General features: G+C 37.4%; 22 protein-coding genes and 1 other RNA gene. 16 read left to right on the top strand and 7 right to left on the bottom strand.

Annotation, left to right across the window (positions count from 1 at the left end):
- Positions 1 to 102 precede the first annotated feature (102 nt).
- Entirely contained in the window at positions 103 to 1,509 is a 1,407-nt protein-coding gene (locus tag QMD21_00165; protein ID MDI6855186.1) for a DHH family phosphoesterase, read from the bottom strand.
- A 104-nt stretch (positions 1,510 to 1,613) separates the two neighbouring features.
- Between QMD21_00165 and QMD21_00160 the strand changes: the two genes are divergently transcribed.
- Both QMD21_00160 and QMD21_00155 read left to right on the top strand, forming a co-directional pair.
- The gene (locus QMD21_00160; GenBank protein MDI6855185.1) at positions 1,614 to 2,087 is read left to right on the top strand and encodes a CBS domain-containing protein; all 474 of its coding nucleotides are present in this window, start codon (positions 1,614 to 1,616) and stop codon (positions 2,085 to 2,087) included.
- Between the two features lie 3 nt (positions 2,088 to 2,090).
- Complete coding sequence (locus tag QMD21_00155) at positions 2,091 to 2,324, top strand: hypothetical protein (GenBank protein MDI6855184.1); 234 nt, start codon at positions 2,091 to 2,093, stop codon at positions 2,322 to 2,324.
- Here the strand turns inward: QMD21_00155 and QMD21_00150 are convergent.
- A complete protein-coding gene (locus QMD21_00150; protein MDI6855183.1) occupies positions 2,310 to 2,696 on the bottom strand; it encodes a DUF131 domain-containing protein in 387 nt (128 codons plus the stop codon). The genes QMD21_00155 and QMD21_00150 overlap by 15 nt on opposite strands.
- 54 nt (positions 2,697 to 2,750) lie before the next feature.
- Here QMD21_00150 and coaBC point away from each other — a divergent pair, with 54 nt between their 5' ends.
- The 4 genes from coaBC (at position 2,751) to QMD21_00130 (ending at position 6,403) form a co-directional block, all read left to right on the top strand.
- Positions 2,751 to 3,956, top strand: coding sequence for a bifunctional phosphopantothenoylcysteine decarboxylase/phosphopantothenate--cysteine ligase CoaBC (coaBC, locus tag QMD21_00145; protein ID MDI6855182.1), 1,206 nt, complete (start codon positions 2,751 to 2,753; stop codon positions 3,954 to 3,956).
- Positions 3,953 to 4,831 (top strand): pantoate kinase, encoded by an 879-nt coding sequence (locus tag QMD21_00140; protein ID MDI6855181.1) that lies wholly within the window; start codon positions 3,953 to 3,955, stop codon positions 4,829 to 4,831. The genes coaBC and QMD21_00140 overlap by 4 nt, the downstream gene beginning before the upstream one ends.
- A 256-nt stretch (positions 4,832 to 5,087) precedes the next feature.
- An RNA gene (gene rnpB / locus QMD21_00135) (RNase P RNA component) lies at positions 5,088 to 5,379 on the top strand.
- 364 nt (positions 5,380 to 5,743) lie between these two features.
- On the top strand, positions 5,744 to 6,403 hold the full coding sequence (locus tag QMD21_00130) for a hypothetical protein (GenBank protein ID MDI6855180.1): 660 nt from the start codon (positions 5,744 to 5,746) through the stop codon (positions 6,401 to 6,403).
- A 42-nt stretch (positions 6,404 to 6,445) separates the two neighbouring features.
- Here QMD21_00130 and QMD21_00125 read toward each other — a convergent pair whose 3' ends face one another.
- A complete protein-coding gene (locus QMD21_00125; protein ID MDI6855179.1) occupies positions 6,446 to 7,228 on the bottom strand; it encodes a carbon-nitrogen hydrolase family protein in 783 nt (260 codons plus the stop codon).
- A 56-nt stretch (positions 7,229 to 7,284) separates the two neighbouring features.
- Between QMD21_00125 and QMD21_00120 the strand changes: the two genes are divergently transcribed.
- Positions 7,285 to 8,049 (top strand): NAD+ synthase, encoded by a 765-nt coding sequence (locus QMD21_00120; protein MDI6855178.1) that lies wholly within the window; start codon positions 7,285 to 7,287, stop codon positions 8,047 to 8,049.
- Here the strand turns inward: QMD21_00120 and QMD21_00115 are convergent, their stop codons facing one another.
- Positions 8,050 to 9,810 carry a ribosome biogenesis/translation initiation ATPase RLI gene (locus QMD21_00115; GenBank protein ID MDI6855177.1) on the bottom strand — a complete coding sequence of 587 codons (1,761 nt, stop codon included), beginning with the start codon at positions 9,808 to 9,810 and terminating at the stop codon, positions 8,050 to 8,052.
- Between the two features lie 62 nt (positions 9,811 to 9,872).
- Between QMD21_00115 and QMD21_00110 the strand changes: the two genes are divergently transcribed.
- The gene (locus tag QMD21_00110) at positions 9,873 to 10,391 is read left to right on the top strand and encodes a hypothetical protein (protein ID MDI6855176.1); all 519 of its coding nucleotides are present in this window, start codon (positions 9,873 to 9,875) and stop codon (positions 10,389 to 10,391) included.
- On the opposite strand, the gene QMD21_00105 is transcribed toward QMD21_00110, so the two are convergent.
- The 3 genes from QMD21_00105 to larA are packed head-to-tail and all read right to left on the bottom strand — an operon-like array spanning position 10,388 to position 13,919.
- Positions 10,388 to 11,551 (bottom strand): pyridoxal phosphate-dependent aminotransferase, encoded by a 1,164-nt coding sequence (locus tag QMD21_00105; protein MDI6855175.1) that lies wholly within the window; start codon positions 11,549 to 11,551, stop codon positions 10,388 to 10,390. The two genes, QMD21_00110 and QMD21_00105, sit on opposite strands and share 4 nt — an antisense overlap.
- A 45-nt stretch (positions 11,552 to 11,596) precedes the next feature.
- On the bottom strand, positions 11,597 to 12,682 hold the full coding sequence (locus tag QMD21_00100) for a radical SAM protein (GenBank protein MDI6855174.1): 1,086 nt from the start codon (positions 12,680 to 12,682) through the stop codon (positions 11,597 to 11,599).
- On the bottom strand, positions 12,675 to 13,919 hold the full coding sequence (larA, locus tag QMD21_00095) for a nickel-dependent lactate racemase (GenBank protein MDI6855173.1): 1,245 nt from the start codon (positions 13,917 to 13,919) through the stop codon (positions 12,675 to 12,677). The genes QMD21_00100 and larA overlap by 8 nt, the downstream gene beginning before the upstream one ends.
- 108 nt (positions 13,920 to 14,027) lie before the next feature.
- Here larA and QMD21_00090 point away from each other — a divergent pair, with 108 nt between their 5' ends.
- The 8 genes from QMD21_00090 to QMD21_00055 form a co-directional block, all read left to right on the top strand.
- Complete coding sequence (locus tag QMD21_00090) at positions 14,028 to 14,747, top strand: PKD domain-containing protein (protein MDI6855172.1); 720 nt, start codon at positions 14,028 to 14,030, stop codon at positions 14,745 to 14,747.
- Complete coding sequence (locus QMD21_00085; protein MDI6855171.1) at positions 14,748 to 15,608, top strand: hypothetical protein; 861 nt, start codon at positions 14,748 to 14,750, stop codon at positions 15,606 to 15,608.
- A gap of 43 nt (positions 15,609 to 15,651) precedes the next feature.
- Positions 15,652 to 16,611: a replication factor C small subunit gene (locus QMD21_00080; protein ID MDI6855170.1), complete on the top strand. Its 960-nt coding sequence runs from the start codon at positions 15,652 to 15,654 to the stop codon at positions 16,609 to 16,611.
- A 36-nt stretch (positions 16,612 to 16,647) separates the two neighbouring features.
- Positions 16,648 to 17,445: a tRNA pseudouridine(38-40) synthase TruA gene (gene truA, locus QMD21_00075; GenBank protein ID MDI6855169.1), complete on the top strand. Its 798-nt coding sequence runs from the start codon at positions 16,648 to 16,650 to the stop codon at positions 17,443 to 17,445.
- A 32-nt stretch (positions 17,446 to 17,477) separates the two neighbouring features.
- Positions 17,478 to 17,777 (top strand): hypothetical protein, encoded by a 300-nt coding sequence (locus QMD21_00070; GenBank protein MDI6855168.1) that lies wholly within the window; start codon positions 17,478 to 17,480, stop codon positions 17,775 to 17,777.
- Positions 17,778 to 17,784: 7 nt separating this feature from the next.
- Complete coding sequence (locus QMD21_00065; protein ID MDI6855167.1) at positions 17,785 to 18,246, top strand: hypothetical protein; 462 nt, start codon at positions 17,785 to 17,787, stop codon at positions 18,244 to 18,246.
- Positions 18,247 to 18,249: 3 nt separating this feature from the next.
- Positions 18,250 to 19,182: a 50S ribosome-binding GTPase gene (locus tag QMD21_00060; protein ID MDI6855166.1), complete on the top strand. Its 933-nt coding sequence runs from the start codon at positions 18,250 to 18,252 to the stop codon at positions 19,180 to 19,182.
- A gap of 112 nt (positions 19,183 to 19,294) precedes the next feature.
- On the top strand, positions 19,295 to 20,883 hold a 1,589-nt coding region (locus tag QMD21_00055), incomplete at its 3' end, for a DNA topoisomerase VI subunit B (GenBank protein ID MDI6855165.1).

Here is a 20,883-nt window from a genome sequence, read left to right as displayed (position 1 = left end):
AGTAATTGGATAAATTTTTCTCATTTTTTTATTGATTATTCTCTCTTCAAACACAACTTTGAAATAACTGAAGATTGCTTCATACAAATCTTTCTATGACCTCTATCCAGATAGTTGCTCTTTAATTACTCTTTCAACTTCATTCAAAAATTCTTCTTCACTGCCTTTAGGTATTGTAGCGCCTGCAGCAATATTATGACCGCCGCCGACACCGCCAACCACTTGCGCTGCCTTCGTCAGAGCTGCTGCTAAATCAATACCTTTGGCTACAAGTTCTCTTGTAGCTCTTGCAGATGCTTTTATTTGTTTGCCATCGTCAGTTTGCGCAAAAGCTAATAAAGGCAAATCTTGCGCTATGCCACTATTCAGCACCATACCTGCTACTATACCTACAATTTTCTCACCTATATTATCAAACACATGAAAATATTGCAGAAAATCTCTTCTAACAGTTCCTGACTCGTTTACAAAACGCAAGCTTTCAGCCAAAGTTTTACGATGCCCTCTAAGCAGAGCTCTTGAACGCTCTAAGTACTCAGCTCTGTCACCAAGACATACCTTATATCCTATCTCTGCTTTGCCATATCTTCCGCAAGCGTTGAGCAAAGTTGCAAACTCTTTAGCGTCATGAAGTTCTGTGCCCAAAGGCTCTTTACTCAGTGTATAAACTTCGCCTACAACGCGCTTTGCATTTCTATATCCAAAACCTTTTGATAGCAATAAATTAACGAGCTCTGAAATTATTTTGTGCTTCTCTTCTTTATTCAAATCAATCCATCTACGCCAATGCTCTTGAAATTTCAGTTCTATACCCAGCTCTATAAGGAACTGAATGCAATTTTCCTCTCTGCCTGAAAGTGTTGGTAGCAAAGGATCGCTCGCGTACTCTAGAAGTTTAAATACAGGACGAGACTCTCTACCGAAATATCTTATATCGATAAAAGAATCTATTAGATTTAGCTCTTTAGCTTCTTCGAGAATATTTCTGTTCAAGCCCACAAGCTTAGAGTAAGCGCTGTCCTGCAAATCGCCAACAGCGCCTACGATAGCAAGAGGTGCTAAATCTAAATTTTCTGAGCTCATTGCTCTTGCAACTAGATATGTAACTCCAGCGCCGCTAACAGCTGTAGAGCCGTCAAGCTGGAAAAAATGAGGATTCAGTTCAAGCTCATCTTTAGCGCTATAAAAATCAAGTAAGGAATTACCTTTGAGCTTGCGCATACTGGGCTTATGATGATCTGTAATAATAAAACGCAAGTCTTCCAAATATTCTATGACGCCGGAGCCTAAATCTGCAAACCAAATCAACTGGCTTTCGTTCTTCAACCTTTCAATTGTACACTCATCCAACTGCTTTACGAACTCTATGCTGTGCTCAACATTAGCTCTGCTCAATGCTGTACTAGCAATAGCTGCGGATGCAATACCATCTGCATCAATATGAGATACAAGTTTTACTTCTTTATGCGCTTTTAAATACGAAGCTATCTTCTCTGCTTTGGCAAGCATTCTCAGTAGAAAATGATTTTAGATAGATAAATAATATACCTGTACAATACAGCCAAAGCACAAAAATTTATTAACCATCTAACAAATTCTTACAAAGAAAAAAAATGCTTGTAAAAGATGTAATGACCAAATATGTAATTACCTTAGCTCCTGAGAATACTATTCGAGAGGCTTCTGAAAAGCTGGCTTCAAAAAACATTAGCGGCGCACCTGTTGTTGATAAAAACAATAAAGTTATGGGTATTTTAAGTGAAGCAGATATTCTAAGAGTTTTAAAAACGCGCTACAGCGCTCCCAATATCGTATTTTTACCTACGCCGTTCGATTTAATAGAGATACCTTTTCGTCAGGCTATAACGTTTGCAGAAGTTAAACTCAGTTTAGAAGATATTAGTAGGAAGAAAGTAACTGAGGTAATGACAAAGAATCCCATTGTGATAGGGTGCAATGATACTGTTGAGAAAGCTGCTGAGATTATGGTGGAAAGAAAAGTTAACCGACTGCCGGTTGTAGAGAACGACAAACTTATTGGTATAATCACAAGAGGCGATATTATAAGAAGTTTTGCAGGTAAGTAAAAAATGTCTATTAGAGTACTTGAAAAGATTCTAGAGGAGCTCGGAATTTTTTTAGATGAGCTAGAAAAGAGCTACGCTTATCAAGAGCTTGTAGAATATCTGGGGATTGCTGGCGGTGCTGATGAGTGCGAAGCCTTAGAGCAGGCATGGCTTAGCCCTGAGCACAGAGAAGCGATAGAGGAGTATTTGAAAAGATTGAAAAAAAGGAAGAAGAAAGAGATTTTAGCTGAGCATTAGAAAGAGGGCAAGCATTGCTATAATCAGTATTATAGCTAAAAGTAGTAATATCATTACCAAACTTCTATCAGTTCCAAATATTATAGGTATTGGCCCTAATAACACAATTCCGCCAGCCTTGAGCTTCTTCTCTCCTTTACCCGCAGGTGTTATTTCCTGCTCTTCTTCATAAACCAACCCTTTAGTGAAGCCAAAAACGAACAAGATTAAACTTAAAATTATGAACAGAGCGCCTAGAAATCCAAGTAGTCCCGTAGTATAGAAGACTGGTATAAAAAGAAACAATGAGATACTTCCACTTATTAAAGCACTTAATGCTATCAATATAATTCCCGATACAAATACTATAAACGCTAATCTAAAATAGTTCATGTTTTACAAAAATATTAACTATTATATAAACCTTAACCCATTATTTACTAAAGAATGCTTCATCCAAGCGAAGAGTTGCGCTCTACCAAAAGTGCTAAGCTAGAAGGTAAAACAATCGTTCTAGGAATTACAGGCAGTATTGCAGCTGTAGAGACTGTGAAACTGGCTAGAGAGCTTATAAGGCATGGCGCAGAGGTTTTTGCAGTAATGAGCTTTGAAGCTCATAAAATAATCCATCCCAATGCTGTTGAGTTCGCTACCGGCAACAAACCTATCACTGAAATAACTGGTAAAGTTGAGCATGTATCGCTATGTGGCTCAACAAAGAGTAAAGCTTCGCTTCTGCTTATTGCACCATGCACAGCTAATACTATTTCTAAAATAGCATGTGGTATCGATGATACGCCAGTAACTACATTTGCAACTACAGCGCTCAGCTCTAAAATACCAATTATCATTGTGCCTGCGATGCATTCTAGTATGTATGAACATGAAATTGTGCAAGAGAATATAAAGAAGTTGAAAAAGTTAGGTATAGAATTTATAGAGCCCAGGGTGGAAGAAGGAAAAGCAAAACTCGCTAGTATAGGAGAAATAGTTGAGAGAGTAATAAGGAAACTATGGAAAAACGATTTAGAAAACAAAAAAATATTGGTGATAGCAGGCTCTACCGCTGAGCCTATCGATGATGTGCGCTTTATAGCTGCAAAAAGTTCAGGAAGAACAGGTATAGAAATTGCAAAGTGCGCGTTTGAACGTGGTGCTGAGGTTGAATTACTTTACGGCTCAGCTTTAGAGCAAGCTCCGAACTACCTTAAAACAGAAAGATTCCAATCTACTGACGATTTGAGACGCAAGTTAAAAAATTTAGCTTCTTATAATGTTATTATTTGTCCTGCTGCAATCTCTGATTACATACCTAAAAAGGAAGCAGGTAAATTATCTTCCGAAAAAAAACATTTATTACTGAGCTTGACACAAGCTCCTAAGATATTAGAATTAATAAGAAAGGATTATAAAAAGTATCTTGTCGGGTTTAAACTAGAAAGTAACGTATCTAGAGAAGTGCTCTTAGAGCGAGCGTATAGAAAGCTAAAATCAGAAAAGTTAGATTTAATTGTAGCTAACGATTTGAAAAATATTAGCCATGAATCAAGCGAGGTTTTAATTATAGATAGAAATAAAAATTTTATTTTTGTCAAAGATAGAAAAGAAAAAATTGCAGATAGAATATTAGATAAGATAAAAGAAGATTTATGAGAGTTGCAAGAGCTTTCGCACCAGGGCATATTACAGGATTCTTCAGAATAGGCAATACTGCAAAAGATTTTCGCAGAAAAGGCTCTAGAGGCGCAGGTTTGTGCTTGTCTGAGGGAGTAGTCACAGAGGCAGAGGTGGAAAGAAGTGCCACTAGAAAAATAGTGATTTTTTTAAACAATAAAAAAGCAAAAGCTGAGGTAACTAGAAAAGTAGCTGAAGAACTTGTGAGTAATGAGAATTTAAATGTTAGAGTGAAGAGCTCATTCCAACTCCCTATCTCACAGGGTCTTGGCATTAGTGGTGCAGGCGCTCTGTCTACAGCACTTGCATTAAACGAAGCTTTAAGACTAGGATTAAGCTACGAAGTTCTTGTAGCTATAGCGCACAAAGCGGAACTTTATTGCAAAACAGGTTTGGGAGATGTGGTTGCGCAAAGTATAGGAGGATTTGAAATAAGATTGAAAGAGGGTCTGCCACCATTTGGCTTGATTAAAAATATCACATGGCACAATGGAAATAAAATTGTAATTTCTGTAGTAGGTAGAAAAATAGAGACAAAATCCGTTCTTACAAACCCAAGTTTAAGAGCTAAAATTAATTTCTGGGGCGAAAAATGCTTGAAAAAATTGATTAGAAAGATGAGTATCGAAAACTTTTTCGCTGTTTCAAATGAATTTGCATTAAAAACAGGTCTGGCACTAAAAAAGGTAATTGAAGTTGTAGAGAAATGCCAAGCACATGGTTACGCAGCCCAAACTATGCTCGGAAATTCTGTGTTCGCAATTGGCGATACTAAGAAATTGGTTGGGATGCTGAGAGAATACGGACATGTCTATATATGCTCTATTGGCGAAAGAGCGAAAATTTTGGTTTAAGAAACATTTCTGCCGAAAGATTTTTTAACAAGCTCATATATAATATTAGATGGCTAGGAGAAGGCAGATAGCTCACGGGAGCCCTTTTCTTTTTTCTTTAAAAGAAAAAGAAAAGCGCTCTGTGGAAAAGAAAAAGAAGCAAGGGATTGCCTTGCAACCCCTTGAGAATACGAAGATTGCTAATGCAATAACAATTACTAATTGCGTAGCTTCTTTTCTTTTTTCCCTGAAGGCTTTTTCTTTTCTTGGAAAGAAAAGAAAAAGGCTTCTGAGGAAAGTCCTCCCTCTGAGAGCAGGAGCGCAAGCGCAAGCTTGCAAGGCGAGAGCCTTAAGTTAAGCGCAGAAACGGCACAGCTCTTTAGTATATGATGATTGCAAGAGCATGAAGTTCTAAAGAGATTTGGTGAAACGGCTATCTTACTCTAGAGCAAGCCCAAAGAACAGGATGACTAGCTCAAGACTGTGAGTAGGGCGCTTAGTCACATGCTATCAAGCCTTTTTCTAGTAATAGGAAAGGCTGAACAGAATGAGGCTTACGTCCTTCACCTAGCCACCTTTCGTTTCTTCCCTTTTACCTTTGAGTTAAGGTACTGTATAATGGCACATAAAAGCGGTATTGACGAAACTGATAGGGGGAAAGGTTATCGACCAGGAAACACATTCGTACTTTTTGATCACATGATATACTGGGATGCTGTTTCGACAGGGGGCAAATATTGGAAAAGACAAGTACAGTTTTTTACGCATGAATTGGGGCATAACTGTGGTCTCTATGACACTACCTGTGGTTGTGCTATGGACGGAAAAGAACACTATCAGGGTAACATATCTTCGCTGAGAATGCATTATTGTTCTTCCTGTCTAGCACAACTCAATACAGAAATACAATTTGAAAAAATTTGGTGAAACAAGATGCTCTACAAGAAAAAGATTTTTATATTATTGATCGTGTCCTTGTGTTTGGTATCTTTGATTGGCGGGTATTATTATTTCTGGAAGCAATGGCGTGCCACACTAGGATTACGGGAAGAATGTTACTACAATTACACTGTCTGTATCTCTCCACCAAATAGTGAAAACTTTACCCTGCTTTTACCTTTGCCAGTGATAATCAACATTACCGATTGGTCAGAATTTATTGAGAACCCAAAAGTCGATGGGCAACTCCCACCTTTTATTGAGAATCTTACTATTTATGGAAATGCCACTTACGATGTAATTGATACAGAAAGAGGCAAAGCTCTGAAAGTTGTAGGAAATGGGAAAGTAGATATATTCACAGAAAATTATATCAAACACCAAAAAAAGTATATCGTATTAAGTATGATCCACAAAGAGCAGGGGGAAATATTCTATTACATTTATTCTAATGTATCTTTCCCATCTCCAGGATGCAAGATCTATATAGATTGGTGGTGTGATGTTCATCTGCAAGCCAAGGGAGATGGTTATTTTTATCCCGGAAGAATTACATGTGATATAGCACAGTATGATACTTGGGTGAAAGGAGTAAGAATCAAAGAGGCGGGGTGGAACTTAGTTACCGGATCATGTGGGTTAATGGTGGCTTAACTGTCGTGTTGGTAGCAGTCAGCATAGCGTTTTCATTAGCTGTTAGGCGTGGAAAAACGATAGTTTAGTATCTCTGAGGACAGGCCTTTGCTTTCTTGCACTCTTAACTTCTGCAAGGTCTAAAACACATTCTAAAACACAAGGTTTACCGCCTGCAGTTGCTATTAATTTTCCTAAAGGATTTATAACTCTGCTACCACCCCAAAATGTAAGTTTTTTTTCTCTGCTTACAAGATTTGCATAAACCAAAAACACTGTGTTTTCTAATGCTCTCGCTTGAGTCAAAACTTCAAAATATCTCTGGCTCTGCACTGGAGCTGCGGAAATACAAATTATAATATTCGCGCCTTTAAGGGCATAGAATTTAGCAAGTTCTGGAAAGAACAAATCGTAGCATATCATCATACCCAATTTGCCAAATTTAGTATTCGCAATAACAGGATCCTTGCCCTCCCTAAAATAAGATTTCTCTTTGAATTTCCAGAAATGCGGTAGATGGATTTTTCTATAGCTCTTTGCCAATCCATCGCATGTTACCAAGACACTGGAGTTATACACAGATTTTCCTGCTAACTCAGGCATACCGAAAATCACATAGCAGTTTTTCGATTGCGCAAGTTTTGTAATTCTACTCATACTTTCGCCTTCTAAAGGTTCCGCAAGTTCAGAAAATCTATCGTCACATTCATAGCCCGTAAGGAATAGCTCGGGAAATACTATTAGCTCTGCTTCGCTTCTTCTAATTTTACTCTCCATAAATTTTAAATTTTCTTCTTTGTTGCATGTTGAAGGAGCACCTTGAACTATCGCGACTTTTAGTCTCATAGAAAGGAAGAATATCTTTTGATTATATTTATTTATTCGTATACAGATTCTTTGCTATGAAAAAATCAGAACTTGAGGCACGATACGTAGAACTTATAAAATCGTTTATCAGAGCTAAAGTAAAAGAGGCAAATGCAGGAGGCGCAGTTGTTGGATTAAGTGGTGGATTAGATTCTGCAGTCACTGCCAAGCTGTGCATTGAAGCTCTAGGAAATAAAAATGTACTGCTGCTGATACTCCCTGGGAAAATTACAAAATGGGATGATACTAAAGACGCTATAGAGTTCGCAAAAACTTGGAAAGCGAATTATAAGGTTATAGATATTTCTAAAATCGCAGATAACTTTGTTTTAGAAAAAGCAACTCGTGAAGAATACGGTAATATACAGGCAAGGGTAAGAATGATTCTCCTCTACTTTTTTGCAAACAAGCTAAACTATCTTGTTGTTGGTACCGGTAATAAATCAGAGAGACTTGTGGGCTATTTTACAAAATATGGAGATGGCGCTTGCGATATTTTGCCCTTGGGCAATCTATATAAAACTCAGGTAAGAGAGCTAGCAAAAGGGCTGGGAATTCATCATAAAATCATCGCTAAAGTTCCTAGCGCTGGGTTGTGGAAAGGACAAACTGACGAGAAAGAGTTGGGTATAAGTTATAAGAAGCTTGATATGATTTTGATGAAATTAGAAAAAGGATTGAGCTGTAAAGAGATTGCGAAAGAGCTTGATTTGCCGTCAAGAGAAGCTGGGCGCGTAAAGAAGATGATAGAAAGTTCTGAGCATAAAAGGGCGCTACCAGCAATTCCTGAAGTCAGGTAATTAAGTTATGTAATAATACTCGCCTTTCTCCTTCTGCTCCCTGTCTAATCTTGATTCGGGCTTGTTTATCCTCGGTCTGTTGCTGTCAGCATCTCTTCTGAAAGTTATATCTAAAGATTTCAAAAATAGATTCATACCTGTGCGCATATCAAACGGACCTTGAGCAAAACCTTCTTTAGCTGGTATTCCTGAGAACACCACCAAACTATCAGCCACAAGATCTATCAAATAAACGTCGTGATCTACAATCATTGCGCTTTTACCTCTTTGCTCCATCATTTTTCTTATAGTTTTTGCAGCCTCCATTCTCTGGCTAGAATCGAGATAAGCGGAAGGTTCGTCAATCAAATAAATATCTGCTTCTTGCGCCAGCGCTAAAGCAATTGCAACTCTTTGTAGCTCGCCTCCAGATAGAGCATTTACAGATTTGTTGTACAGACTCTTTAAGCTCAGTCCTCGTTCAAGCTCTACTAGCAAACTTGCTTCAGCTGTTTTCTCGGTGAGCAGTTCTTTGACTTTTGCATCGCCTTTAAGATTTATATATTGAGGCTTGTAACTAATAGTAAGAGCAAGGTCAATTTTACCTTCGCTAGGTTTTAGCTTGCCTGCCAAAAGCTCCATAAAAGTAGTTTTACCAGTAGCATTGGGCCCTACAATACCTACAACTTCGCCTTTATGCACTTTACCTTCGCTTACTCTAAGTACGAATTTCTCGTAACTTTTTACTAAAGCTCCGTATTCAAAAAATACTCCGCTAGGCCATCTGCGTATTGCAGGCTTAGTAGCAAATTCAATCTTCCAATCCCTAAACCTCACATTTTCTTCTTTTAAATAGCCTTCAAGATAGTCGTTAATTGCAACCCTTGCCGTTTTAGGCTGAGCCACGATTCCGTAAGCGCCCTCACTACCGTATAAAAGACATATTTCGTCTGCTAGAAAATCCAGAACTGCTAAGTCGTGCTCTACAACAACTACTTTTTTTCGCTCCGCCAATACTTTTATAATTCTAGCTGCTTTTAATCTCTGGTATACATCAAGATAAGAGGAAGGCTCATCGAAAAAGTAAATATCCGCGCTTTTCAAAATTGTATTTGCAATCGCTACTCTTTGCAATTCGCCACCTGCAAGAGTAGCTAGGTAACGTTCCTTTAAATCTTCAAGCTCTAGCTGCTGCATAACGAAATTCAAATGCTCTTTAGAAGGATTGTTACTTTCAAGGAGCTCTATAACTTTTTTATTTGTGCAGGTATCGAGCAGTTTATCTACATATTGAGGCTTTATTGAGGCAGTGATTTTTTTAGTTGCAAGCTTGCTTAAATAGTTATAAAGTTCAGTACCTGCAAATTTTTTCAAGCAGTGCTGCCATTCAGCTGGCTTATAGCAATTTCCTAAATTAGGAACAAGGTCTCCGCACAGTATATTTAAAGCTGTAGTCTTTCCTATACCGTTAGGACCTAAGAGAGCAATAACTTTTCCTTCTTTTATAGACGGCAATCTAAACAATCTAAACTCGTTCCTGCCATACTGGTGCACAAGCTCCTCTTTCAGCTCTTCTGGTAAATTAATAATTTTAATAGCTTCAAAAGGGCATTTGTGCGTACAAATACCGCACCCTACGCAAAGCTCTTCTGAAATCGAAGGCTTGTCAGCTACTAGCACAACAGCTTCTTTACCGCTCCGAACCACAGGACAGTATTTAATGCATTCTAAACCGCAAATCTTAGAATTACAGCGTTCTTTTAGCAAAGCGGCAAGTCTCATTGATTTTAATGAATACATTCGTAGGATAAAAATTTTATATATTTTAAGCTGATATAGTACTGATGAAAACTGCGCTTTTAGCCTTCGTGATTATTTCTGTTACAATTAGTATTTCAGGGTGCTTAGATGTCCATTTAGGTAAAGAGCTGTTCGGTGGAAAGACTTTTCTTCCCGAGATAAATTATAAAATTACTGATAAAGCCAGTTTAGAATATACATTCACTACAATTATTCCAGAGCAGCAAACTGATGAGAAGCAGTTTACAATAATTGAAGGAACTTACTCTTTACGTATAGATATCAAGGTTAATATTAAGACTTTTCCGGAGATTGCAGAGCTTATACCGCTTACTGAGATAATAGCTCAGCAAAGGTATGTAACTGTATCTTTAGATTCGCCGGATGGCATATATTTTAACAAAACTTATAGAGAGACTGCGGAAGAATCTCCACTGATATCGAGCCCTACGCCAGGCATGTGGAAACTCAGAGTAGAAGCTTCAGGTATTGGTTATTCAGGTGAAAACGTGAGTTATAACGATTATTATTGCACAAAAGCATCTGCTAGAGAGCCGCTCTAGCCTAATATTGATTTTATTAGCTCTACCCCTTTTTCTATGTTTTCAATAGAATTTGCGTAAGAGAAGCGAATATGCCCCTTACCGCCTTCTCCGAAAGCTGTTCCAGGCAATGTGCAGACTCCTATTTTCTCTAATAGAAGCTCTGCAAGCTCTTCGCAAGTATAGTTTGTTTCTTCAATATTAGGGAATACATAGAAAGCGCCTTTGGGTAATAGGCACTTAAATCCTTTTACAGAATTCAATCCTTTAACTATAGCATCTCTTCTGCGCTTAAATTCTTTAACCATCTTTTTTACTTCTTGTTCACAACGCCTTAGCGCTTCTATACCTGCGTATTGAACGAAAGAGTTGGTACAGCTAACTGAGTTTGTAATGAAAGTAGTTATTTTTCGTGCAAGCTCTTTATTAGTAATAATATAGCCAAGCCTCCAGCCAGTCATTGCAAATGATTTAGAAAAGCCGTCTATAAGTACTGAGCGCTCAGTGCAAGCATCGTATTTACATGGAGAATAATGCTTGCCATCATAGATTATCTCTGAGTATATTTCATCAGATATTACGAACAAATCATGATCTTCAGCTAACTCAGCGATACCTTTCATATCTTTTTCTGTATTCGTTCCACCTGTAGGGTTTTCTGGTGAGTTTAGGATAATAAGCTTAGTTTTATTAGTGATTTTTTCGTTAATATCCTCAGGAGTCATTCTAAACTCTTCTTCATCTACAAGCTTTACAGGCACTTTTTTAGCACCCACGTAATCTATTAGGGAGTAGTAAGTTGGATAGCCTGGGTCTGGGTATATAACCTCGTTGCCTTTTTCCACCAAAGATAAAATAGAATAAAAAACCGCAGGCTTTACGCCAGGAGTTATTACTACTTGCTCTAGCTCTGGCTCAAAGCCTCTTTTAATTTTAATATATTCTCTAACACTCTCGCGTAGCTCTAAAAGCCCTGCTGAAGGTACATAGTGAGTGAGATTGAGGTCCAATCCTTTTTTAGCAGCTTGCTTTATAGCGCTAGGCGTATTAAAATCAGGCTCGCCTATTTCAAAATGTATTATCTTTTTACCTTCGCGCTCCAGCTGCTTTGCTTTAGCAAGAGTTTCAAAAGCAGCTTCGCCACTTAGCCTATACAACGATCTAGCAAATCTATTGCTCATATTAACGAAAAGGTTCTAGAGCGGTAAAAAGTTTTCCAACAATATTCACACCAGCAAATGCACATTACCAATTCTTACATTTTCTAAATATTTAGTTGCTATTTTATAGCATTTAAAAGCAAGCTCTTTTGAGGTTACGGGCATATCGGTCATATAAAACTGTGGATGAAATGCAAGTAAATTATATGGAATTTTTTTGCTTAGCGCAGAGATAAATTTTGCAATATTCTCGACTTCTTTTTCATCAACGTAGCCGGGGACAAGTAAAGTACTTGCGACTAGGAAATTATAATCAGAACTAAAGTTTTCTGCAAGCCATTCGAAATTAGCGAGAGTGTTTTTATTTGAAACGCTGCATAGCGCAATATTGAGCTCTTCAGTATGAGCTTTCAAATCGAATTTAATAGTACCTTTGGATTGGAAAGCTAGCTCAGCAGCTTTTTTAACTATACTTCTGCTCATGCTACCATTAGTTTCAAAACATATTCTTACATCATTTCTAGTTCCTAGAATAATTTTACTGGTTTCAATTGCATGCAGAATTTGAGGTGTAGGATCGCCGCCAAAATAGCAAACGCACTTTGTGCTTCCATCTACTTTAGAGGCGAGTTCATTTGCACTCATTACAGGTCTCAGCTCTTTCACTAAGTGACGATAATGCCAGTTCTGACAGAAAAGGCAATTAAAGCTACAAGCGCCATAAAACACCGCTAAGTTCTTGTACTGGTAGCTGAGCTTGCGATTTTCGCAGAACTCCATTGCAACGCAATTCGTTGGTAGAGCATCATAGTACCATTCTAGAACTGCATTATTATTGCCAACAAGACTTTCAATTCTACCGTTTCTATTAACTCTTATCCCGCAATACCCTATTTCGTCAGACTTGAGCTTGCAGTTGTTTAAGCATAGCCCGCAATCAATACCACCTTCACTTTTAGGTGGCTCAATAGGCATAGAAAATTTTCCCCTTATATTTGAGTGTGCTTCTTTAACCAAAGGCTCTGCCTCTTGCCATCTACTTTTAATGCAGTTGGAGCATACCGCGAGAGTTTTTGATGTTTCTATACCTTCTTTCCCACAGACCCTGCATTTGACTTTTTCAACACCAAAAGAATACAAAGATCTAAACATTCTTATTACGATTTAGCTCTACAAGAGTTGTACTTCCGTTAGGCGAAACTAAAATATTTGAGTCTTTGCCTACAAGTTCAAATGCTAAATTTAAGGCAGCCTCTATGTTCTTTGCGTACCTTAATTTAAAAACATGCTCTACAATATTTCTTTCTATTTCAGAAACTAAAATAATATTTAATTTTTCAAGAGCTTTAAGTAAATAATAAGCTTTATGCACACCCATAACAAAATTTTCAAGTAAATGAGCTTTTACCTCGTCACTACTACTATATTTTTGCATTGCTTGATAAAATATATCGCTTCCAATACCATTAGAGCATTTGCATACAAGAATTAGCACTCCACCTTCTTTTATAACCTCAATAACTGTCTGAATAGCTTTAATTGCTTGATAGAAATCAATATCGTGAGGATGACCATCAGCAGCTGCAACTACAATATCTGGTTTTTCAGATATTTTTACTTTACACATTCTATCAACGAGCTCAACGCATTTGTAAAAAGCGTCATGGCTACCAGCATACACGCCAACAAGTTTGCGCTGCGCATTCTGCACTACATTAACTAAAAAATCTACGTTTGCAAGCTCGTAAGCTTCTAGCATATCTAAATGAACAGGATTATTTTCCAAATTACCTAGTCTGCAGTTTCTATCGAACATTAGCTTGTGATTGCTCTGAATAGTTTCATGTGCAGAAACACCTGGCAAAATAGATTTTCTTCCGCCGCCATATCCTGCAAAATAATGGAGCTCTACATCGCCAATTAATATTCTAAAATCAGCTTCTAGATATGTTTTATTGAGCTTTACTTCAGTACCTCTTGAAGTACTACCTACATATTCAAACTCATTAGGATATTTAGAGCTACTAGAAATATAATTTAAAGGCATTCCTAAAAGATTTCTAGCATCTTTATCAGAGACTTTCTCATGACTGCCGCATGCGAATATCGCTGTAATACTCTTCTTGGGCAAATTCAGATTCTCTAGCAAAAAAGGCATTATCAATTTTGTTGGGCATGGCCTTGTATTGTCATCAACTACTATTGCAACTTTATCGCTACTTTCAACTTTATCTTTTAACCTGTCGGTTGCTAAAGGGTTTAGAATCGCATCTCTAATTGCGCTGGTATTTACAAGCTTTAGCTCGTTAGGCTTAACAATGCCGAGAACATTCTTATCAGGAATATCGACAGGAATATCCCTTTTACCATAAGGTAATCGCAATCTCATTAATCTATGATTAAGTCGGTAGGTGTATATTATGTTTTTGCTTTCACCACAAGAGAAGGGGAAAAAAACAATCTATTTATATTGGAAAAGAATTATTGATTTTGAGCTATGAAGAGAATTATTGTATGCTCTGTAATACTAATTTTACTACAGGCACTTTCAGGCTGCATAGAGCCCAAGATAGAAGTGCCTAAATATGTTTTAAAAGCTGTGCTAAAAATAGAGCCTCAAGTAGCTTATCCAAATCAGAGTATAATTTTTGATGCAAGCGCTTCGCAAGGCGAGATTGAAGAGTATTGGTGGAATTTTAACTTGACCACGATAGTATGGCAGCTCGGTGATAAAGTAATGACTTATAGCTATCAACAGCACGGAATATATAGAGTGGGATTGAAAGTTGTGGATAAGGGAGGTAATGAGAGTGCAACTGCAGATTTTGTTTATGTAAACTATCAAGCTACAATTTCTGGCAGCTTAGAAAAATCGCAGAAAAACGATACCTACATGCCGATAGGTACGCAAGTAAAGAGGGCTGTAATCACTCTGAATTACGAGCCGGAATATGCGCTGATCACTAAGAAACAGTTAGAAAATTTAGATCTATCTGCAAAAGTAAGGTGGGGTGATAATTATACGTATGTAAAATCAGATAATGCAACGCCCGACAATGGGACAGCTGTGGTTGAGCTGAGCAAATGGGACATCCTATTTAATGCCTATGCTGATAGTTGGTATGCGGAAGTGTATTATAATATTACCGTTGACGCACCCGGTAAAAGGCAAGAAGTTCACTACACTCTAAAAATAGAGATTTATTACAATTCTTAAATGAAGAAAAGAATAGCTGCTATAGAAGCTGCGGAACAGAAATATAGAGCCTTGGTTGAAGAGAGGGATAAGTTCAATCGGAATGCTAAATTAGTCGGAGATGAAATGAGATTGCTAAATGATAGTAAAGGAGCGCTTTTTAAGACTCTTAACGAGTTAAAGAGTAGCAAAACTGCTGCTATTGAGAAAATAAAATTGCATAAGAGTAAACGTGATGAATTGCATAAAAAAGCAAAAGAATTGCTAAGTCTAAGGAGGAGTACCAGGAAGAAAATAATCGAAAGTTTGCCTGAGGATCTAAACGAGTTAAAGAAAGAGCTCGAAGAGCTTGAGTTTAAGCAGCAAACTATGCCTCTAACTCTAAAAGAAGAAAACAAAATTATCAATAGAATAAGAGCTATGATTTTTAAAGCTAAAAATTTAGAAGCAGCTTTAGAGGAGCAGGAGCAACTAAGTATGGAGCTTTCTAATATAAATACAACAATAGACGAGCTTTTTAAAAAAGCTGATGAAGAGCACGCTGAAGTCGTTAAGCTCAGTGAAGAGGTTAAAGAGTTAAACGATAAGGGCAAGGCACTATTTAACGAAATTGCTGAGATTATTAATAAAATCAAAAAGAAGAACAAAGAATACTTAGAATTAAAGAGTAAAGCAGACGAATTCCATAAAAGAGCCTTGGGAATGAGAGCTACTGTGATTGCTTTTAAAAAAGAAGAAAGATTAAGAAGAGAGCTGGAGCGCGAAGCTTTGGAGAAGAGGAAATTAGAAGTAGAGACTCAACTTAGCGATAAAAAAGAGCTAGAAAAATTTATTGATAAATCGCTTGAAGATTTGAAGAAGAAGGGAAAGATAGAACTATAGTATCCAAAAAAGTTAATAGCTCTAAAAACCTTAAAATGAACGAATGGAAGACGTCTGGATTGAAAAATACAGGCCTTATAAACTATCGCAAGTTGTAGGTCAAGATGAAATTGTTAATAGATTAAAAGCTTACGTAAAAACTGCAAGTGTGCCTCATTTGCTTTTTGCAGGTCCGGCAGGCACTGGCAAAACAACATGCGCAATTGCCCTAGCGAAAGAGCTTTTTAGCGATGTTTGGAGAGAGAATTTTAGTGAGATGAATGCGAGCGATGAAAGGGGTATTCAAGTTGTACGCACTAAAATAAAAGATTTCGCAAGAACAGCTCCTTTAGGCAACGTGCCTTTTAAACTGATATTCCTTGACGAAGCAGATGCTCTAACACCAGATGCACAAGCTGCCTTGCGTAGAACTATGGAAAGATTTACTAAAACATGCCGCTTTATACTTTCTGCAAACTACTCAAGTAAAATCATAGAGCCTATTCAGTCGCGGTGCGCTGTTTTTAGATTCAGGCCTATTAGAGGAGAGGATACTAAAAGATATCTTAAATATATTGCGGAGCAGGAAAAATTAAAACTTACTGAAGAGGGATTAGAAGCGATAGTATACATTGCTGGCGGAGATATGAGGAAAGCGATTTCTGTACTTCAAGTAGCTGCGAGCATTTCCAAGAAAATAGACGAGAATTCTATTTACAAAATAGGCTCTACAGCTAAGCCTGAAGAAGTAAGAGCTTTATTAGAGCTTGCACTCAAAGGCGATTTTCTTAGAGCTAGGGATGCGTTAGACGAGCTTCTCATAGAATACGGGCTGAGCGGCGAAGATATTATCAAGCAAATTCACAGAACAATATTTGATTTGAATATTCCAGACAAAACTAAAGTAGAGCTCATTGATAGGGCTGGCGAAATTGAATTTAGAATAGTTGAAGGTGCTAACGAAAGAATCCAGTTAGAAGCTTTGCTCGCTTATTTCGCGTTAGCCGGGAGCAGAAAGAAATAAATTTATAAAATATAGCATAAAAAGGTTAAGAACTGAATGAGGCTAGCATTAAAATTAGCATACGACGGTAAAAAATTCTTGGGATATGCGAGGCAGAAAGAGCTTAGAACTGTAGAAGGCGCAATTATAAAAGCCTTACGAGAGTTAGATATTATTAATTTGAAAAGCTGCAAATTCCAATCTTCTTCAAGAACTGACAGAAATGTTAGCGCTCTCGGTAATGTGATTGCATTTAATACAAATTTTGATTACCGTGATATTATCAAAGCTCTAAACGTAAATCTTAAAGACATATGGTTTTACGCTAAAAAAATAGTAGCGCCGGACTTCAATCCTAGACACGCTGTTCAGCGCTGGTATAGATATTTTTTAATGAAAGATAAACTTAAAATTTCAAATATATGCAAATCAGCAAAGCTTTTTATTGGTAAGCATGATTTTTCTAGTTTTGCAAAGCCTTCTGAAAGGTGTAGCGTTAGAAAGATAGATTATATAGGAATAACTTCAAAAGAGCCTTTCTTAATTATAGATATTAAAGCACCCAATTTCTTGTGGCATCAGGTAAGGAAAATTGTGACTGCATTGCAAAAAGTAGGGCTTGAAGAGTTAAGCGCTAAGGATTTAAAAGAAGCACTTTCCGGAAGTAAAAAATTAGAGCTTGCACCTGCGCCACCAGAGAGTCTCATACTAATGGATGTTAGATATAATTTCAAATTTGAGGTTGACCGCAAAGCATTAGAGCTTTTAAGAAAATTTTTAAATTGGAAATTTGAAAGTTTAGAAGCTGAACGCAGTATAGTTGAGAGCTTGCTCAAAACCTTAAATACTATCTAGGACATAACTAAATTTAAAGAGGTGAAAATAAAATGATAGAACTTGCAGAGAAAAGAGTTGAAAAAATGCTTGAAAAGCTTGAAGGGCTTGTAGAGAAAGTACCTGAAGCTAGGAAGCTTGTGGCCCAGCTGAGAGAGCGACTACCGACTTTTGGCGAACGAACAGCGAAGGGAATAGCTGCTATTAGAGAGGCTATGCCTAAACTAGGCGATATAATCAAAGCTTTAGAAAATAAAGAGACCATAATAAAATGCTCTTTCAACAAACTTAATATTACGATAGACGGCGAAAAAACATTTTCTATTACTCTTTTAAAGACGGCTGGAAAATAAGAGCTATATGGAAAAGACTGCTGAGCTGCTGCTTAAAGCTTGGAATAGTATTAAGAGTGGCTCTCTAACTATAGAGCTGGCTCAAAATATCTGTATTGCCAAGGTCTCAATAGACACTAACAATTTTCAATTAGATATTTTTGAGCCTAAAAATTCTTTGTTGCAAGCGCTAAAAACATTTATACAGACAAAATCAGCCCAATTCGCAATTCCAGAACTTGCAGAGCTTGAAAAACTATCTAAAAAAGAGAAACTGAGTAGCCTTAAAGTGTTATTAAAAACTCTGGAGCCTTACGCTGAAAAACTATCGTTACAAAACAAAAATTTCGTTCTTAAATACAGAGGTAAAGAGATACTTGTAATAGGTGCTAATGCAAAAGCACCTTTACTAAAATTTATAGGGCTAGAAAAAATAGCGCTCCCTAACAAACTAGCACTTTTGAAGTTTATCAAAGAGCTGAAAATTTAAAAGATGGAGCTTTCTGCACCTGACGAGTTACTTGATAAAGTATTTCGTAAAATAGTTAAAATAAGGATACCGAGAGCTACAAAATTTTTAACTGCTAAATACACTGCAATTGCAAGAATCAACAAATTCGCTTCTTTAATAACGCTAACTCTCAACTCAAGTAAAGCTTTAGACTTTAGTAAAAATAAAATATCGCGTTTTTATTACGAGCTTGCTGATTTGCTCATCGGGGTTGAAAAACTAAACGCTGCGCAGCATGCCATTGCTAGCGCTATGAAAATTATAGAGAATCTTAGAGCTAAATACATAGCAGATATTAAATTAGCCAAAGGTATTAAAGAAATTGCAGTGCTGAGAAAAGAGGCTTACGGTAGAATCTGCTCTGTGGTTAAGAATCTAAAGCCAACACTAGAGTTTATTAAGGATGCAGAGTCAACGCTCAAAAATATCCCTGTACTTCAAAACCTGCCCACAGTTGTTGTTGCAGGCTATCCTAACGTTGGCAAATCTTCGGTTGTGAAAAAGCTCTCTAGTGCTAAGCCTGAAGTTGCACAATATCCATTCACAACAAAAGCTCTCTCAGTTGGTTATTTTGAGGTGAAGCGGAGAAAATATCAAATTATCGATTCACCAGGCTTGTTAGATAGAGAACTTTCTAAGAGGAACAAGATGGAATTACAGGCGATATTAGCGCTGAAACATCTTGCCCATTGTATTGTCTTCCTAATAGATCCAACATTTCATTGTGGCTATGCATTAGAGCCTCAACTAAGGTTGTTAGAAGAAGTAAATAGCAATTTTAATGTACCTGTGATTGAAGTAGAAACCAAACGCGATATTTTGAAGGCTGATAGCAACAGATTGAAGATATCTACAGAAACTGGTGAGGGCATGGAGGAGCTAAAGGAGCTAATTTTGAGATGCTTGAGTTGTTAAAGGGGGGAGAACTATCCAAAAAAACCGACCCTTTTTTTCTCGACGAGAAATTTTCAATAAGCTTTATTATTCATCACACCCATCTACACTTTGTAGTGATATTAGTAGTGATATGGCTATAATTGCAGAGGAGCTTGCTAAAAAGCAGAAGGAAATAAGCGTAGCAGAATTTTTCGAGCGCAATAAGCAAATACTGGGCTTTGATACTCTAACGAGAGCTATGCTAACATGCGTTAAAGAAGCTGTAGATAACTCTCTCGACGCTTGTGAAGAAGCAAATATCTTGCCTGAAATTATCGTTGAGCTCCGGAAATTAGAGAAAGCACGCGATACTTATATAATAAGCGTTGAAGACAATGGTCCTGGAATAGTAAGAGATCAAATTCCGCCTATATTCGGTAAAATGCTCTACGGCTCAAGGTTCCATGCAATACGCCAGTCTAGAGGACAACAAGGTATTGGTATCTCAGCAGTTGTAATGTATGCCCAGCTTACTACAGGCAGACCTGCAAGAATAACTTCTAAAATTGCTAAAGACAGACCATCTGTCCAAATGGATTTGATGATAGATACAAAAAGGAATGTACCTGAGATTTTGCGCGAAGAGCTTATTCATTGGGATAAAGATAGCGGCACTAAGATAGAGGTTACTGTCCAAGGTAGATATGTAAAAGAGAAGCGTCAAAGTGTAATTGAATATTTGAAAGCCTGTGCAGTAGTAAATCCCCATGCAAAAATAATTTTGATAGAGCCTGACGGTATTAAAACAGTATTCGAGCGCGCTACTGATAAAATGCCTGCGCAGACTATTGAGATAAAGCCGCATCCTGAGGGTATAGAGCTTGGCACTTTACTGAGAATGGCTCGTGCTACAGAATGCCATAAAATTACATCTTTCTTGGTAAATGAGTTTTCTAGAGTTAGTCCAGAGCGTGCTAGAGAGATAACTGAGAGAAGTTGCTTAGAAGAAGAGTTAAGACCACAAGACATGAGTAGAGGTCAAGCTGAAAGATTGTTGGAAAGCTTTAAAATAGTCAAAATAATGGCTCCGTCCACAGATTGCCTTTCGCCAATTGGCGAGACCCTTGTGAAAAAAGGAGTTAAGAAAGAGCTGAAAGCTGATTTTATAGTAACTTCAACAAGGCCGCCTACAGTCTATTCAGGTAATCCTTTTGAAGTAGAAGCTGGTATAGCTTACGGCGGAGAGCTTCCTAAAGAAGAGCCTGTCCAGATACTAAGATTTGCTAACCGTGTACCTTTGCTATATCAGCAGGGGGATTGCGTAATTACTCGTGCAATTGAAAATATAGATTGGCGTAGATATGGGCTAGAGCAAAGAGGAGGTATTGGTGTGCCTATAGCGCCTGCAATATTCCTTGTCCATGTGGCATCTACAAAAATACCGTTTACTTCGGAATCTAAAGAAGCGATTGCGAGCATACCTGAAATCCAGTCTGAAATTGAGTTGGCGTTAAGAGAATGCGCCCGTAAAATGCTATCGCATGTGAGGAAAAAGCAGAAACTTACAAAATTAAAGGAAAAAGAAGAGATTATAAAGAAGGTTCTACCTTTGCTCGCTGAAAAATCAGCTAGAATTTTGAACAAGCCTACGCCACCGATAGAGCAAGTAGTAGCTAAGATTATGAATTCTATTATAATTACAGATAGAATAGAATATGATGAAAAGAACAAAGTCCATAA

The organism is Candidatus Thermoplasmatota archaeon (assembly GCA_030018475.1).
Lineage (GTDB): Archaea > Thermoplasmatota > JASEFT01 > JASEFT01 > JASEFT01 > JASEFT01.
The sequence above is the reverse complement of the archived record's forward strand: the minus strand, read 5'-3'. Positions and strand labels throughout refer to the sequence as shown.

Coding starts and splice junctions, on each gene's coding strand:
- QMD21_00165 (MDI6855186.1), bottom strand. CDS start 1,509: ATGCTTGCCAAAGCAGAGAAGATAGCTTCGTATTTAAAAGCGCATAAA.
- QMD21_00160 (MDI6855185.1), top strand. CDS start 1,614: ATGCTTGTAAAAGATGTAATGACCAAATATGTAATTACCTTAGCTCCT.
- QMD21_00155 (MDI6855184.1), top strand. CDS start 2,091: ATGTCTATTAGAGTACTTGAAAAGATTCTAGAGGAGCTCGGAATTTTT.
- QMD21_00150 (MDI6855183.1), bottom strand. CDS start 2,696: ATGAACTATTTTAGATTAGCGTTTATAGTATTTGTATCGGGAATTATA.
- coaBC (MDI6855182.1), top strand. CDS start 2,751: ATGCTTCATCCAAGCGAAGAGTTGCGCTCTACCAAAAGTGCTAAGCTA.
- QMD21_00140 (MDI6855181.1), top strand. CDS start 3,953: ATGAGAGTTGCAAGAGCTTTCGCACCAGGGCATATTACAGGATTCTTC.
- QMD21_00130 (MDI6855180.1), top strand. CDS start 5,744: ATGCTCTACAAGAAAAAGATTTTTATATTATTGATCGTGTCCTTGTGT.
- QMD21_00125 (MDI6855179.1), bottom strand. CDS start 7,228: ATGAGACTAAAAGTCGCGATAGTTCAAGGTGCTCCTTCAACATGCAAC.
- QMD21_00120 (MDI6855178.1), top strand. CDS start 7,285: ATGAAAAAATCAGAACTTGAGGCACGATACGTAGAACTTATAAAATCG.
- QMD21_00115 (MDI6855177.1), bottom strand. CDS start 9,810: ATGAGACTTGCCGCTTTGCTAAAAGAACGCTGTAATTCTAAGATTTGC.
- QMD21_00110 (MDI6855176.1), top strand. CDS start 9,873: ATGAAAACTGCGCTTTTAGCCTTCGTGATTATTTCTGTTACAATTAGT.
- QMD21_00105 (MDI6855175.1), bottom strand. CDS start 11,551: ATGAGCAATAGATTTGCTAGATCGTTGTATAGGCTAAGTGGCGAAGCT.
- QMD21_00100 (MDI6855174.1), bottom strand. CDS start 12,682: ATGTTTAGATCTTTGTATTCTTTTGGTGTTGAAAAAGTCAAATGCAGG.
- larA (MDI6855173.1), bottom strand. CDS start 13,919: ATGAGATTGCGATTACCTTATGGTAAAAGGGATATTCCTGTCGATATT.
- QMD21_00090 (MDI6855172.1), top strand. CDS start 14,028: ATGAAGAGAATTATTGTATGCTCTGTAATACTAATTTTACTACAGGCA.
- QMD21_00085 (MDI6855171.1), top strand. CDS start 14,748: ATGAAGAAAAGAATAGCTGCTATAGAAGCTGCGGAACAGAAATATAGA.
- QMD21_00080 (MDI6855170.1), top strand. CDS start 15,652: ATGGAAGACGTCTGGATTGAAAAATACAGGCCTTATAAACTATCGCAA.
- truA (MDI6855169.1), top strand. CDS start 16,648: ATGAGGCTAGCATTAAAATTAGCATACGACGGTAAAAAATTCTTGGGA.
- QMD21_00070 (MDI6855168.1), top strand. CDS start 17,478: ATGATAGAACTTGCAGAGAAAAGAGTTGAAAAAATGCTTGAAAAGCTT.
- QMD21_00065 (MDI6855167.1), top strand. CDS start 17,785: ATGGAAAAGACTGCTGAGCTGCTGCTTAAAGCTTGGAATAGTATTAAG.
- QMD21_00060 (MDI6855166.1), top strand. CDS start 18,250: ATGGAGCTTTCTGCACCTGACGAGTTACTTGATAAAGTATTTCGTAAA.